General features: G+C 46.9%; 14 protein-coding genes and 1 pseudogene. 2 read left to right on the top strand and 13 right to left on the bottom strand.

Features of this window, described 5'->3' with window-relative positions; genetic code table 11:
* Positions 1 to 45: 45 nt before the first annotated feature.
* Both MJQ52_RS12010 and MJQ52_RS12005 read right to left on the bottom strand, forming a co-directional pair.
* Complete coding sequence (locus MJQ52_RS12010; RefSeq protein ID WP_094247338.1) at positions 46 to 1,206, bottom strand: hypothetical protein; 1,161 nt, start codon at positions 1,204 to 1,206, stop codon at positions 46 to 48.
* Positions 1,207 to 1,216: 10 nt separating this feature from the next.
* Entirely contained in the window at positions 1,217 to 1,966 is a 750-nt protein-coding gene (locus tag MJQ52_RS12005; RefSeq protein WP_014306154.1) for a YiiX/YebB-like N1pC/P60 family cysteine hydrolase, read from the bottom strand.
* A gap of 181 nt (positions 1,967 to 2,147) precedes the next feature.
* Between MJQ52_RS12005 and MJQ52_RS12000 the strand changes: the two genes are divergently transcribed.
* Positions 2,148 to 3,128 carry an aldo/keto reductase gene (locus tag MJQ52_RS12000; RefSeq protein ID WP_077723093.1) on the top strand — a complete coding sequence of 327 codons (981 nt, stop codon included), beginning with the start codon at positions 2,148 to 2,150 and terminating at the stop codon, positions 3,126 to 3,128.
* Between the two features lie 29 nt (positions 3,129 to 3,157).
* Here MJQ52_RS12000 and MJQ52_RS11995 read toward each other — a convergent pair.
* The 8 genes and pseudogenes from MJQ52_RS11995 to MJQ52_RS11960 form a co-directional block, all read right to left on the bottom strand.
* Positions 3,158 to 3,632 (bottom strand): annotated as a pseudogene (locus MJQ52_RS11995) (GNAT family N-acetyltransferase).
* Between the two features lie 37 nt (positions 3,633 to 3,669).
* Entirely contained in the window at positions 3,670 to 3,804 is a 135-nt protein-coding gene (locus MJQ52_RS11990) for a hypothetical protein (RefSeq protein WP_004393139.1), read from the bottom strand.
* Positions 3,791 to 4,906, bottom strand: coding sequence for an aspartate phosphatase (locus tag MJQ52_RS11985; RefSeq protein ID WP_017418507.1), 1,116 nt, complete (start codon positions 4,904 to 4,906; stop codon positions 3,791 to 3,793). Before MJQ52_RS11985 ends, MJQ52_RS11990 begins: the two co-directional genes overlap by 14 nt.
* Before the next feature lie 131 nt (positions 4,907 to 5,037).
* Positions 5,038 to 5,928, bottom strand: coding sequence for an arginase (gene rocF, locus MJQ52_RS11980; protein WP_004393135.1), 891 nt, complete (start codon positions 5,926 to 5,928; stop codon positions 5,038 to 5,040).
* A gap of 73 nt (positions 5,929 to 6,001) precedes the next feature.
* A complete protein-coding gene (locus MJQ52_RS11975; RefSeq protein ID WP_017418506.1) occupies positions 6,002 to 7,402 on the bottom strand; it encodes an amino acid permease in 1,401 nt (466 codons plus the stop codon).
* A gap of 223 nt (positions 7,403 to 7,625) precedes the next feature.
* Positions 7,626 to 8,831 carry an ornithine--oxo-acid transaminase gene (locus tag MJQ52_RS11970; RefSeq protein WP_063636594.1) on the bottom strand — a complete coding sequence of 402 codons (1,206 nt, stop codon included), beginning with the start codon at positions 8,829 to 8,831 and terminating at the stop codon, positions 7,626 to 7,628.
* A gap of 229 nt (positions 8,832 to 9,060) precedes the next feature.
* Entirely contained in the window at positions 9,061 to 9,696 is a 636-nt protein-coding gene (locus tag MJQ52_RS11965; protein WP_025650082.1) for an SdpI family protein, read from the bottom strand.
* Positions 9,693 to 9,980 carry an autorepressor SdpR family transcription factor gene (locus MJQ52_RS11960; RefSeq protein WP_015240946.1) on the bottom strand — a complete coding sequence of 96 codons (288 nt, stop codon included), beginning with the start codon at positions 9,978 to 9,980 and terminating at the stop codon, positions 9,693 to 9,695. Before MJQ52_RS11960 ends, MJQ52_RS11965 begins: the two co-directional genes overlap by 4 nt.
* Before the next feature lie 174 nt (positions 9,981 to 10,154).
* Between MJQ52_RS11960 and MJQ52_RS11955 the strand changes: the two genes are divergently transcribed.
* Positions 10,155 to 11,570 carry a sigma-54 interaction domain-containing protein gene (locus MJQ52_RS11955; protein ID WP_050556574.1) on the top strand — a complete coding sequence of 472 codons (1,416 nt, stop codon included), beginning with the start codon at positions 10,155 to 10,157 and terminating at the stop codon, positions 11,568 to 11,570.
* 40 nt (positions 11,571 to 11,610) lie between these two features.
* Here MJQ52_RS11955 and MJQ52_RS11950 read toward each other — a convergent pair whose 3' ends face one another.
* From MJQ52_RS11950 to MJQ52_RS11940, 3 genes are read right to left on the bottom strand one after another with little or no spacing between them, the layout of a single operon-like run.
* Positions 11,611 to 12,330: a cupin-like domain-containing protein gene (locus MJQ52_RS11950; RefSeq protein ID WP_017418503.1), complete on the bottom strand. Its 720-nt coding sequence runs from the start codon at positions 12,328 to 12,330 to the stop codon at positions 11,611 to 11,613.
* 13 nt (positions 12,331 to 12,343) lie between these two features.
* Positions 12,344 to 13,969, bottom strand: a complete 1,626-nt coding sequence (locus MJQ52_RS11945; RefSeq protein WP_094247335.1) for an ABC-F family ATP-binding cassette domain-containing protein — start codon at positions 13,967 to 13,969, stop codon at positions 12,344 to 12,346.
* Positions 13,970 to 13,996: 27 nt separating this feature from the next.
* Positions 13,997 to 15,187, bottom strand: a complete 1,191-nt coding sequence (locus MJQ52_RS11940) for an MFS transporter (RefSeq protein ID WP_014306161.1) — start codon at positions 15,185 to 15,187, stop codon at positions 13,997 to 13,999.
* Between the last annotated feature and the right edge of the window lie 3 nt (positions 15,188 to 15,190).

The raw sequence follows: 15,190 nt of genomic DNA, 5'->3' as shown, positions 1-15,190 counted from the left end.
ATCATCCAAAGTTTGTGTTTTCATTATGATGACTGCTTTTCCTTCTCAAAACCCCCCCATCACCTGCACATCATACAGCTTGAGATGGCTTTTCGGCGTGACGATGTTTTTTAAGTTTGGGATGGTCAGGTCGTTCAGTTTTTTGCCCGTTTTCAGGTCGAAGGATTCGATTTTGGCGGGCTTTTTGTAGCTGTACGTGAACAGATACAGCTTTCCGTTTTGATGCATAAGTTCTTTAAAGTCGGCCTTCATTCGTGATGCGGGGAGGGTGAAGGCCTTTTTGCTTTTTCCGGTCTCAGGGTTGATACGGTAGACGGTTCCGAAGCCGTCAACGAAATAGAAGCTGCGATGCTCCATGAAAAAGCTTTTTTTGAAGCTGAACGGCATGGAGTCATAGATCGTCTGTTCGTCATTTTTATAAGCGGCGATGTCATACGTTTTGATGGCGCCGCTGTTTTTCATGACTTTCACCATTTGATAGATGTGATCGGCTTTTTCTCCTCTGGTAACAAAGCAGACAGCGCTGTCGTCCGCGGCGAGCTGGGATTCGACAGACGTGCCTTCTTTATACGTCCATGTCGCGATTGATGTTGTATGGAGCTTTTCTTTATCGGCTTGAATGTCTTGGACGTGATAGCCTTTTTCGTCATCTGTCGGCGTGAGTGCGAAAAGATGATCTTTAAAAAAGCCTGAAGCGCGGATATAGTGCGGGATGACGTTTTGCTTCCACCTGCCGTCCATCTGGCGGTACAGCTCTGAGCGATAGCTGCCGCCGCTCTTGTCGTAGCCCGAATTATACAGCGTGTAAAAGCCTTTCATCCGTTCGATATATCCCGCGCTGTCTCCCGTATGCTGGTACGCTCTTTTATACGTGTGAAGGCCGTCCTGAACGGTGTAGATTCCTTTTTTGTCCTCCAGCAGGACGCTTTCGTCATGCACTTTGGCCGATCCGAGCTCAAGCCCCTTCATTTGATAAGAAGAGAGCCGTCCTTTTTCATCGGCGAAGAGGGCATAGCTTTTTCCGCCGCCGAACGTATCTTGGTCAGCGGCAGTGGAGAAATACAGCAGCGCCTCTTTATCTTTCAGAAAATCAGGGTCATTTAATGTGTCTCTCGCAACCTCCGCAGGATCTTCCGTGCGGAAAAAGAAGAAGCTTAAGACCGCGGCGGCGATGATCACTAAGGGTATCCAAATGATTTTTTTCACGTTGTTTTCCTTAGTGAATGGTCAGAATCGTGGTTGTGTAGGACGAGCTTGTGATGTCGCGCGGGTATACGCCTAAGCCGCCGTTAGAATCGATATCAATCCCGGCTTTTAAGAGGAATGCCGACCACAGCAGTTTTGAGCAGTTTTTGGCACCTTCATGGCCCGTATTTCTGTTATTGACGAAGTTGAAGGAGTACTCATCACCCACTCTTGATACGGCCCAGTCAGCGGCGGCTTGTTTTTGAGCATCGGTAACTTTCACGGTCTGGACGATTGAATTGTCTTCGACTTCTCTGCCGTTATACGCAATCTGGCGGACGCCGTCTCCCGGCACGGATTCGACAATTTTATCAGCGGATGAATACATGCCGACATGCCCGTGATTGTAATAAGCCGTGTATGAGTTCGTGTAATAAATATTGCCTTTTGTGCTTTTCGGGAGTTTTTTGGTTCCTGACGATCCGCCCATCGCAGAGAGTCCGTCTTTGGAAGCGATTACATTTCCTTGCACCTTGTCTGCCGTGATTTCTTGATGAAACTGCTTGAGAATTGCTTCTGTTGAAACATGCTTCTGTTTGGCAAGCTCTTTGGCGGATTGGAGAACGTCTTCAGGAGTCGTGCCCTGCTGAAGGTCTGCGATTTCTTTTGCGTAGCGTGGTATTTCTGTTTCTTTCGCTTTTACATTCAAACCGGAGAACGACAGAACCATGGTGAATGACAGGGCAAACGGGAGGACGGCTTTGAACAGCTTTTTACACATTGACTTCGCCTCTTTTCTCAAAGGTTAATTTTTCCACGTTTTCATTATATGACGAAATTGTGATAAAAAAATATACAATTTACAGATTTTTAAAAATTTTATAACAATATGTAAATCATATACATAAATCATTTTCAAATATCAGGAAATCTGGTTATCATACAAGAAAGGGGGAGGACATATGAAGGACAGAACGATCGGTTCGATGCGGGTTTCCGCAATGGGGTTAGGGTGCATGGGCATGTCGGAATACTATGGCAGCCAGCGTGAGGAAGAGTCGATTTCCACACTGCATCATGCCGTTCATCTCGGCGTGAATTTGTTTGATACGGCTGATCAATATGGATTGGGTGCGAATGAAGAACTTGTCGGCAGAGCGCTCGCCCCATTCAGAAAGGAGCTGTGCCTCGCGACGAAATTCGGTTATGTCCGAAGCGAAAAGGGTGAGTTTATCGAAATCAACGGACGGCCCGATTATGTGAAAAAAGCGTGTGATGCCAGTCTGAAACGCCTTGGGACGGATTATATCGACCTTTATTATCTGCACCGGGTTGATCCGCGGGTGCCGATTGAAGAAACTGTCGGCGCCATGAAGGAGCTGATTGACGAAGGAAAGGTGAGGTATATCGGATTGTCAGAGGCTTCCGCAGAAACGATCAGGCGCGCCGTCCGCATTCACCCGATTGCCGCGCTTCAATCGGAATATTCTTTATGGAGCAGGGAAGCGGAGGAGCATGTGCTGCCCGCCTGCCGTGAGCTCGGCATCTCATTTGTGCCTTACAGTCCGCTCGGCAGAGGTTTTCTTTCCGGAAAGATGACGTCGACAGATCAGCTGGATGCCGATGATTACAGAAGAAGAACGCCGAGATTCCAGGGAGACAATTTGGCGGTGAATATAGGGCTCGTCCAAAAACTTACCGCCATTGCCCGGGAAATGAATATCACCGCGCCTCAGCTTGCGCTCGCATGGGTTCTCGCAAACGGCGATGACCTCATTCCGATTCCGGGTACAAAAAAGAAACACTACTTGGAAGAGAACCTCGCCGCTCTCGACATTGTGCTTCCGGAGGATGTGAAGGCGCGGTTGGATGAGATGTTTCCGATCGGCACGGCGGCCGGCGAGCGTTACCCGGAACAAATGATGACATTGTTAGATGAATAACAAAAGAGGCCCATCGTGCGGGCCTCTTTTCATGACAGCTTTTTGCTCATGATGACATTCGTCTCCAGAAATCCCGTCTTCTCATACAGCTTCCGCGCCGTTTCGTTATGAGCGAACACATGGAGAGAAATCTTGCGGACACCCAGGTCTTTGGCTTTGTCCTCCAGCCTTGCGAGCGCCTCTTTTGCATAGCCTTTGCCGCGGAAAGGCGGATGAAGGCCGAAATCATAAATAAATGCGTCCTGGCTGCGGGTTGTCCGGATCGGCGTGCAGCCACAGCCAGCCGGCATTTTCCTTTCCGTCCAATGTCAGCGTCCATAAATAGTGATCGGCCGTCTCCAAGCCGTCAGGAAGCAGGTCTTCAAACGCCAGTTCCGCTAATTCCGGCGCTTCGTCAGGCAGCCACGTTCCCGCTTTTACCTTTTCTTCAGCGTAATGCTTGGTTGAATGAGCGAGATAGGACTGAAATTCTTGTCCTGTCATCGGCTGCAGCGTGATAGCCATTGAATCACTCCTTACACGAAAGCGGTATCATGAAGTATTATCCGAAGGCTCCGTTTTCCGCCGGTTTTATGATTTGGTCGGCTTGTGCCGTTGAACCAGTTTGCGCAAATAATCCAATCGAAATGAGACTTGCCAAGGCTGCTGAGAGTACAATGAATTTACATGTTTTCATTACGAATCCCCTCCGTTAATCTCAAAATTTGGTCATTGGCATCAATTGATTCCTGAAAATACTTCGCCGCCGGTTTGTATTTCTCCTGTTTTTTAAAATGCGCCGCGGCCTGATACGACAAATCGGAAACGTCACTCCACAGCTCTTTCCTTCTTAACTCGGCGAAAGCTGATTCAAGCGCTTCTTCATTGCGGTCAATAAAGACATGCTGTAAAATGCGCAGCTTTTGGGTGTATACAGGCTCGTTTTTTTCTTCAGCAGCATTCAGCGCTTTATGCAGCCAAAACCGGCCCTCATCCGTCTTTTCCTGCTTCAATAACACTCTGGCCAGCATGTACAGACTCCGCACCGAATACGCTGATCGCAAATGCTCCTTTTGATCAAGAGCCGTTTCAAACTCGACCCGCGCCTCTTCCAGTTTTTCCTGTCTTTCATAGCAAATGCCTGCGTTAAAGTGGGCGAGCGCTTCAATATGCGGATCGCCCGCTTTGGCGGCTTGATGAACCGCCGTCTGCAGGAGCTCTTCGGCTTTCTGATAGTGGAACAAGTCCATTCTGTTACAGCCGATCACCATTAAACACTGTGCTTCTCTGACCGCGTACATTTCATTGGCTTTGTAGATCTCCAACGCTTTTTCCGCGTGGTTCATCGCAAAGTAGTTTTGGCGGATTTCATAGTAGGCAATCGCCACTTGATAATTAAACTCGGCTCTTTCAATCTCATTCGGTATGTGCCGGAGCCTGCTTTCAGCAATCCGGTAAAAATTAATGGCGTTCATAAACCGTTTACGGTAAAACTCGTGCATTCCGGAAAAGAAATAATAATAGTATTGAATCATCTGGTCTGTTTTTTCTTTATCGGCGTTCAGCTGGATCGTTTTTAAAATGTCGTCTGTTTTCTCATACTCTTCCATCAAAAGCTTATAGCGGGAATCAATTAAATTAAAATAAAGGAGCACTGTTTGATTTTGTGTCATATTTTGCAGATCCGTAAGCAGTTGTTCTCTTAACGCCTCAGCCGATTCAGTGTTGTGCTTTTTGATTTCCTCATACCAGTCACTGATTTTTTTCGCAACTGTTTCGTGGGCCATCACTTCAGCCATCTGTCAAGACACCTCCCTTTCCCATTTTGTGTAATAAATATATCATATTTACAGGTCCAAAAAGAGGGTGGAAGCCCGCTAGTTTCCTCGTGGCAACAAAAAAAACCTCCGCAGGTGCGGAGGCGCATATTTTATAATAGTTTTTTTCCTAACAAAGATTCTACCAGCTCGACCGCTGTTTTGCCGGTTTTGTTTTTGTGATCGAGGATCGGGTTGACTTCGACAAATTCAGCTGAAGTGATGATGTCGGCATCATACAGCATTTCCATTGCCAAGTGGCTTTCACGGTAGCTGATGCCGCCGACGACAGGCGTGCCTACGCCGGGTGCGTCGCTCGGATCAAGGCCGTCTAGATCAAGGCTGAGGTGAACGCCGTCACAGTCTGACAGGTAGTCAATGGTTTCTTCAATGACCTTTGTCATGCCGAGGCGGTCAATCTCATGCATCGTATAGACTTTCATGCCTGTTTCCTTAATGTATTCACGCTCGCCTTCATCAAGCGATCTCGCGCCGATGATGACGACGTTCTCCGGCTTGATTTTCGGGGCATACCCGCCCAAATTCACCAACGTGTCGTGCCCGACGCCGAGGCTGACGGCCAGCGGCATTCCGTGAATATTGCCTGACGGCGATGTTTCCAGGGTGTTTAAGTCGCCGTGCGCGTCGTACCAGATGACGCCGAGCTGTTTATAGTGCTTTGCCGTTCCTGTCAGCGTTCCGATCGCGATGCTGTGATCGCCGCCCAAGACGAGAGGGAACCGCTCATTCTCAATGACGCTGTCCACCTTTTGGGCGAGCTGCTCGTTCCCCGAGAGCACAGAGTTCAAATTTTTCAGATCTTCATCATTTTTGAGTTTTTCACGATTGACGGGGATGTCGCCTAAGTCTTCCACCGCATACCCCATGTCAGATAACCGTTCAATGAGATGCGCGTAGCGGATGGCGCTCGGGCCCATATCCACTCCGCGTCGTGCTTGTCCTAAATCCATCGGCATTCCAATAACTGAGATATTCTTGTTCATCCGTTTTTCCACCTCAACATGTTGTATGTTGTCCTGTGCGGGTTTCTCAAAGATGACTTGGACACGAAAAGATTTAAAGCTCTATCTGTTTTTCTGACTGCTTATGCTTTTTTACATACAGATGATAGACGATAACGCACACCGCCATGAACGGGATGCCGCAATAAAGGGCGAGCCGCTGTTCTGAATCAAATGCGAGACTGATCAGAACGACCGTATTTAACGTCAGCCCGATAATAGGCAGCACCGGGTACAGCGGTGTTTTAAACTTCAGGTCTTCCACTTTGCCGCCTTCGCGGATGTATTTCCGTCTGAACATCAGCTGTGACAGGGAAATCGTGATCCAGCCGACCTGCGCGCTTAGTCCGGCTAATGATAAGAGAAACATATAAACGGTTTCCGGCGCTGCCACTTTAGACAGCAGGGACAGGCAGGCGACGGCCAGCGTCACGATCAAAGCGTTCATCGGCACGCCGCGTTTAGTTGTTTTGCCGAGCGATTTAAAGGCTTGTCCTTCGTTCGCCATGGCATATAAGATACGCGTCGATGCAAACAGGCCTGAGTTGGCCACTGAGAGCAGCGCAATTAAGATAACAAAGTTCATAATATCGGCCGCATATGGAATACCGATTTGTTCAAACACCACGACAAACGGGCTTTCGACCACTCCCGCCTGCTTCCACGGAATCATGCCGGCAATGACGATGATGGAGAGAACGAAAAAGACAAGCGTTCTCCATACCGTCTGCCGGATAGAGCGCGGAATCGTTTTCTCGGGATTTTCACTTTCTCCCGCGGCAACCCCGATCAGCTCCGTTCCCTGGAACGCGAAGTTTACGGTAATCATCGTAATAAGCATAGCCTTAATGCCGTTCGGAAACAATCCATCCTCATAAAAATGAGAGAAGAAAGGAGCCTGCTCGCCGTGTTTCATGTCGATCAGGCCGAACATGGCCGCGCCGCCCAAAATAATAAACAGCAGAATGACTACAATTTTAATGCCGGAAAACCAAAATTCCGACTCAGCGAACGCTTTTGTGGTAATCGCGTTCAAAAGAAACATCAGTCCGACAAACACGAGGCACCACACCCATACGGGAACATGCGGAAACCAGCGGAGCATCAATTGTCCCGCAGATAAAAACTCAATGGCGCATGTCACCGCCCAGCCGAGCCAGTACAGCCAGCCGAATGCGAAACCGAAAGCGGGGCTGATGAATTTGGTTGCGTACGTCTGAAACGACCCTGATACGGGAAGGGCAACCGCAAGCTCGCCTAAGCAGAGCATTGTCAAAAACATAATAAAACCGCCGACCAGATAAGACAGAACCGCGCCCAGCGGTCCCGCCTGGTTAATTGTAAATCCGGTACTCAGGAAAAACCCGGTGCCGATCACTCCGCCTAATGAAATCATAAACAAATGCCGTGATTTCATTGTGCGCTGAAGCTGATTCTCTTTTTGATTTGTATTCACTATTCTGCACCCCTTCAGCAACTTGTATTGGAACCAAGCCGGTGCTTTGAAACCGATTTGCTGTCCAAAGAGCCTCTATTTGTATATGAATGTTATATGAAATTCATTTCCGTACATAAAGATACATTATACTAAAATACTGTCGCCGCGCAAATAGAGTGTGCTGAATTTTTTATTTGTAAATTCCATACAAGCCGAGGGAAAGCATTGCCGCATCAAGGTTTTACGCGTTTTGAAGCACGTTTGTGATCTTTTGGATCGCCCAGTCCAAGTCTTCCTTGGAAATCATTAACGGCGGTGCAAAACGGATCACGGTATCATGTGTTTCTTTGCATAAAAGCCCTTCGCCTTTCAGCTTTTCACAGTACGGACGGGCCGCTTCTGTCAGTTCAACACCGATAAACAGGCCGCGTCCGCGCACGTCTTTTATGATCGGGTTATCAATTTTCTCTAGCTCTTCTTTAAAATACCGGCCAAGCTGAAGGGAACGCTCTGCCAGCCCTTCTTCCTCAAGGACTTCAAGAGATGCGAGCGATACCGCGCAAGCGAGCGGGTTTCCGCCGAATGTCGAGCCGTGGGAACCCGGGTTAAACACGCCGAGAATGTCACGGTTCGCCGCAATGCACGAAATCGGGAAGACGCCCCCGCCGAGCGCTTTGCCTAAGATGAACATATCCGGTACGATATTTTCCCAGTCAACCGCGAATGTTTTCCCTGTGCGGCCGAGTCCCGTCTGAATTTCATCAGCGATCAGAAGTACATTTTCTTCCTTACAAATGGCTGCCGCTTCTTGTAAAAATCCTTCCGGCGGAATGACGATGCCCGCTTCTCCCTGAATCGGTTCGAATAAGAAAGCGGCTGTGTTCGGCGTGATCGCCCGGCGCAGCGCTTCTGCGTCTCCGTATGGAATTAATTTTATACCCGGAAGCATAGGTCCGAAACCGCGTTTATACTCATCTTCTGAAGAAAGGGATACCGCAAGCATCGTTCTGCCGTGGAAGTTGCCGATACACGCAATGATTTCCGCCTGGTTATCCGCTACTCCTTTGACCCCATATGCCCAGCGTCTCGCCGCTTTGACAGCGGATTCAACGGCTTCTGCCCCCGTATTCATCGGCAGAATCATATCTTTTCCGGTCAGCTTGGCTGTTTTCTCATAAAACGGACCGAGCTGATCATTATGGAACGCGCGTGACGTCAGAGTGATTTTATCCGCCTGATCCTTCAGCGCCTGAATGATCTTCGGATGTCTGTGCCCCTGGTTCACCGCAGAATAAGCACTCAGCATATCCATATATTGATTACCTTCAGGGTCTTTTACCCAAACACCCTGCGCCTCGGAAATAACAATCGGCAGAGGATGATAGTTGTTCGCGCCGTAATGTGAAGTTTGGCTGATAATTTCTTGAGATTTTGTGAAAGCTGACATAATCTGATTCCCCCTTGTTTTGTAATCATTCAACATTAGATCTTGCTTTCCCTTTTTATAAAGCAAGTTCCGTGCCAATCCGAAAAAACGGGATGTTTCGCCAACATTCTTTCTTTTCCCGCAAAATTTTCCGGCAGTTTGCGTGCAAACTTCAGCCAAGCGCAAAATTTTTTTGCGTTTCCCGCTGACAAAATAGGAGCAATCCAATTAGATTGCTCCTACTCAACAGTTATTTATTCAATTGTCTCTGATATACAATGTAAGAATATAGTAAAGATAATATGATACAGCCGATTGCCGCAATGAAAATGACTGACACTCTATACACCGGCGGCAAAAAAGCTGCAAGCATCATGAGTATGCCCGCTGAGACAAAAATTTTCGAACTAACCCTGTGTGTATCCTTCCAAACTCTTTCACTGCTCAGCGTCCAAGGCGTTCTTATCCCTAAAAAGTAATTAGGCTTAACTTTCTGAATAAAGTTTCCAAACACCATGAAAATGACTCCCACTATAAAGTTTCCTAAATAAGATATAGGGAGATCATATCCCAGGCCGGTCAAGATGGTCATCAGATTAATGACAAACAGAACCGCAAACAATGTATTAAATATAGCCATATATGGCCGGATAAATGTTTTGTAGTTATTTTTAGGATCAATCTTAGGGATGATAACCATTAAAATATATACAATAATCATGATGCCAATAAGCATCATCATCGCATCAGCTTTCGTTTGGTAATCATTTGCACTTCCGTTTAATCCCCAGTGTGTCGCCAAATTGTCCGGTAAAGATGAATATGTGAAAGCCCATGTGAAAACAGTTAAAACTATGATTCCTGCTGAAAAGAAATATTTTTTCATGATTCCCCGCCTTTCTTATTATCATGTTCTGAATCAGTCAGAGAAAAGAACCAGCCTATAAGATCCTGTAATACAGTGGTATTTAATGAATACATAATAAATTGGCCTTTCCTCTCATCGTGAACCAAATCAGTATTTTTCAATATGGTAAGGTGATGAGAAATACTGGGTTTTGACATGTCGAAGTGTTCCGCAATTTCACCAGCTGTCATGTCTTGTTTCTTTAATAAGTCCAAAATTCTTCTCCTTGTAGGATCGGCCAGTGCTTTAAAAGCTTTATTCAAAAACTTTCCCCCTCTCATACGTACATGATTTAGATATTTAAGTATATATCTAAATATCAACCATTTTCCTAAAAAAGTCAATGGTTTTATTAACTAAATTTCCATTTATTTTTAAATATCGTTCAAGCGCAAAATTTTTTTGCGTTTCCTGTTCGATTTATTTTAAAATAATGAATGTTAAGACGATTGAGAGGGGGAATTGACCTGCACACAACCAGCGAATTTTACACACTCGTGTTACAAAGCATTCTGGAAGAGATTGATGTCGGGCTGCATGTGGTGGACGAGAAGGGCAGCACCGTCATTTACAATAAGAAAATGATGCAGATTGAAGATATGGATGAACGGGACGTCCTGCATAAAAACCTGACTGATGTATTTATGTTTTCCAATCAGCAGGACAGCACGCTCGTTCAGGCCCTTCAAGAAGGCAAAACGATTAAAAACGTGAAGCAAAGCTATTTTAATAACAAAGGCCAGGAAATCACGACGATCAACCACACCTTCCCGATTGTGCAAAACGGCGAAATCAAGGGCGCCGTAGAAATCGCCAAGGACGTCACCAAGCTCGAACGGCTGATCAGGGAGAACATGCACAGGAAAGAACAGAACAGCTACACGTTTGACAGTATTCTCGGCAACAGCCCGGTTATTCGGGAAGTCATCGAAAACGCGAAACGGGCAACCCGTACGTCATCATCGGTGCTTTTGGCCGGCGAGACGGGAACGGGCAAGGAACTGTTCGCCCAAAGCATTCACAACGGCAGCCAGCGCTCAGGCGCCCCGTTCATCTCACAAAACTGCGCCGCCCTGCCGGACAGTCTGGTCGAAAGTATTTTATTCGGCACGAAAAAAGGCGCCTTTACCGGAGCCATCGACCAGCCCGGCTTATTTGAGCAGGCGCAGGGAGGCACCCTGCTCCTTGATGAGATCAACTCTCTCAATCTCAGCCTGCAGGCAAAACTGCTCCGCGCCCTTCAGGAAAAGAAAATCAGGCGCATCGGATCAGCTCAGGACAAACCGATTGACGTCCGCATCATCGCCACGATGAATGAAGACCCGATCACCGCCATTTCAGAAGAGCGGCTGCGCAAAGATTTATACTACCGCTTAAGCGTTGTCACGCTGATCATTCCCCCGCTCCGGGAGCGCAAGGAGGATATTCTGCCTCTGGCCGAAGTGTTTATCCAGAAAAACAACCACCTGTTCCAAATGCATGTCGATTCGATCAGTGACGATGTGCAGCGATTCTTCCTGGAATATGACTGGCCGGGCAACATTCGCGAGCTTGAACATATGATTGAAGGCGCCATGAACTTTATGACGGATGAAACGACGATTACGGCGGCCCACCTGCCTTACCAATACCGGATGAAAATCAAACCCGCTGACACGGAAACTAAAGCCGCCGCAAGCACCCAGCCCGGCACCGATTTAAAAGACAAAATGGAAAACTTCGAAAAATACATGATCGAAAAAACCCTGAGAAAACACGGCAATAACATATCCAAAACGGCAAACGAGCTCGGAATCAGCAGACAGAGCCTGCAATACCGCCTGAAAAAATTCGGGCTGGACCGGATGAAATGAATCCATACAAAAAAGGCTGAGATGCTCCTCAGCCTTTCGTTTATATCTGATTGGCAAGCCGCTCTCCGGTAAACCAAAAGTTCTCACTCACTGCCAATGTATGTTCCGTATTCTCGACTTGATGCCACCAATGGCGCGGCGCGTAAATGATTTCTCCCGCCTTTTGTCTGAAGCGGATCGGAGACGCCTTTTGAACCAGCGGTTTTTGCTCAATGTCTTTTTCATCAAAGACATTGATATTTCCTTCGTACAAATACGGAGAGTCGTCCGGATGATAGAAGATCCATTCCTTCTCCCCGAAGATGACGCCGTTCCACGCGTGCGTGCTGTTAAAATCCTGATGCAGCGGCGTGCCTGTCTGCTTAGAACCGAGAAAGAACCATTTCCAGTCCCGTCCCGTTTCTTCATCCGCTCTCAATGTGTCTTTTGTAAAATACTCGGGTGCGGAATAGACAAGGTCTAAGTCATTTTGGTTCAGCTGCGTAAAATTCCAGTCACAGTACCATTTGTCATCATTCTGATCAATGTACTCGATATAGTTGGAAAGCTTTACTTGTTTAAACGTTTTGACCCCTTCGATATCTGATTTCCGGATGGTGACCATTCTGTCTCCATAGTGTTCATCAATGTATTCAAGCGTCCACGGCCTGCATTCCCAGTGATCCATTGCCCCCGTCAAAATAAAAGGTTTCTTATCAGCATACTCGCTTACAAAAAGATCGTACGATAACTCATTGATTGTCAGTCTGTCAATGGTCATATCCATTCCCCTTTTATTCGGCAATCTGCCGTTTTTTTTGTTTGGCGTAACTGTATGGACCTGAAAAGATGGTGACGTTTTGATTCTCAAGCCAGAAAATCTTGTTGAACTTCTCCAGCAGGTTTCTGTCGTGAGAAACGCAGATGATGGTGCCTTGAAACTGCATCAGGCTGTTTTCGAGAATTTCCTGAGATTCAATATCCAAGTGGTTGGTCGGCTCATCCAGGATCAGGACATTCAGCTTTTTTTCCATTAAGATGGACAGCTTCAGCCTGATTCTTTCACCGCCCGACAGGACGGAAAGTTTTTTAAAGACCGACGACCCGTAAAATCCGTACTTGGCCAGCATATTCCGGGCCATGCCCTCTTCAGTCAGCAGATTTTCTTTAAAGAATTGCAGAATCGTCTGACTCGAATCTCCGACGTGGCTCTTTTGATCAATGTAGCCTATTTTAAGATTTTCCCCTACTTTAATGGTGCCGTCCGACAGTTCTCTTTCCCCGATGATGCAGCGGATCAGCGTTGTTTTGCCGACGCCGTTTCTGCCGACGATGCCGATTCTGTCTTTATGCTTTATGCGCAGATTCACATTTTGATATAAAAGGGAAGATCCGTTGGCCACCTTTCCGTTTTCAATGAACACAATATCTTTTGAACCGGCGCCCGCTTCCTGAAATGCGTTTTTTAATTTTTGCTCCGTCCGGACCGGCTTATTGATCAGCTCGATCCTTTTCAGCGCCTTTTCCATATTATTCGCGCGTCTGTGCAGGCCGACAGACGGCGGATTCGAGCGGTTGGCCCAATCTCTCAGCTGGGCGATGGATTCCTTCATCTTCTGTATTTTTCTCTGCTGTTCTTCATATTTCTCAAACTGGGCGATGATGAATTCTTCCCGCTTTTTCAGGTATTCGCTGAAACCGTAAGGCCAAATCTTCACCTCAGTATCATCAATCTCGAGCACCTTCATCGCCGTTTGGTCGGCAAACGTTTTATCGTGGGTCGTAAACAGAATGGTTTTGTTCGATTTTTTAATAAACCCTTCAAGCCACTCAATCGCATGAACATCCAAATGGTTGGTCGGCTCGTCCAGCAGTATAACGTCGTCGTTGCGGATTAAAATTTCGGCAAGGCCGGCTTTTGTTTTTTCGCCGCCGCTCAGCTTTGAAAACGGCTGATCCTTTAATTCACTAAGGCTGAGCCCATTGCATACCTCGTCAATCATCGCGTGCATCTGGTAGCCGTTGTTCCGCTCAAATGTTTCCGTGTATTGACTGTACTTTTCCAATAAAGCAGTCAGCTCGTCATCACTCATCGGTTCCGAAAGCTTCAGCTCAATGGCCTTCATTTCCTTCTGGATCGCCGCGAGAGCTTCAAACGATTTTTCCAGATATTGATACAACGTCATATCCTCATGGGGATCAGCGATCTGCTTCAGCAAACCGACCTTCGCCCCTTTGTTGATCGCAATCGTTCCTTCATCCGCCTCAAGCTCTCCTGAAAGCACCCTGAACAGCGTGCTTTTGCCGGACCCGTTCGGCCCGGCCACAAGCACTTTTTCGCCTTCATTGATGAAGAAAGAAACTTGTTTGAAAATGGTATCTCCCGCTAAATTTACCGTAAGATTATGAATATTCAGCAATTCACATCATCCCTTTGTCATTCTGGTTCAAAGCTCGACTTTATTCTGGATGGCGACGCTCGCTTTCAGTTTGTAAAAGCTGAGCATCATAAACAGCGACAATAAGATGGATAATACCCCGATTGCGGTCAGCAGCAAAGCTGAATCAAAATAGTCCGTTAAGAATCCGATAAACGGAAAGGCAATGAACATGAAGAGCGAGGTCATCAAACTGATAATGGACAGCAGCGTGGCTCTCGTTCTGGACGGAATCTCATTATTCACCACCTGACTGGATACGGGTTCTATCACATCATAGAGCGCGTTGATGACGACAAAAGCTGCAATCGTCACGTACAGGCTGCCCGAAGGTATAAACAGATAGGCCGCCCCGATGATGCAGAATGTCAGCAGAAGCACGCGCCTCGGCGTGAATTTTTCCGCCGGCTTTGAAGAAAAGATGGAGCACAGCGCCTGCAAGATGGACAGTCCCGCAAAAATAATGGATATATTGCGCACGGACAGCCCTTCCTGACTTAACAAATCTTGTCCGTACATATAAAAAACCGATGTAATCGCAAAGAAAACAGACAGTGACAGCACCAGATATTTAAAGGCTTTGTTCAGCCTGAAGAAATCTTTGACTTCTTTTAAGATGTCCCCGACCGTCTGCGTTTCGTGTTCACTGTTTTCAAATTTGATTTCCGTCAGCTGTGTAATGACCGCCATTGCAATCAGCTGAGTCACAATCCCGGCGATAAACACATACGACCATGATATTTCCTGCAAGTAGCCGCCGATGCCCATGGCGATCGCAAGACCGAGTATGACAAGTCCGTTATAATTTCCGATGGATTTGCCGTACCACTTTTCTTTCCCTTGTTCTTTCAGTGAATCAAACAAAAAGGCGTGATCCGTTCCTGATATAAACGTCAGCCCGATACCGTATATAATATGAGCGATGAAGAGGGCGATGAAGTTATGGAAGCTCAGGAACATCACCAAATAGACAATGACCATAAAATGGCCGAGCAAGAGCGATTTTTTTCTCCCGATTCTGTCCGAGATGACGCCGCTCGGCACTTCCGCCAGAAACATCGCCAAATTCAGGACCGATTGCAGGATGCCCACAAGAAACAATGAATAATTCATGCTTGTTAAATATAAAATCCAAATTCCCCGTTCGAAAAAGAAGTTTCCGAAAAAACCGGAGAAGTAAAGCAAATTTCGATTCCGCAAATG

It is taken from the genome of Bacillus sp. jun7 (assembly GCF_051034795.1).
GTDB classification, from domain to species: domain Bacteria; phylum Bacillota; class Bacilli; order Bacillales; family Bacillaceae; genus Bacillus; species Bacillus velezensis.
Note: the sequence above shows the minus strand (reverse complement) of the source record. Positions and strands in the feature narration are given on the sequence as shown.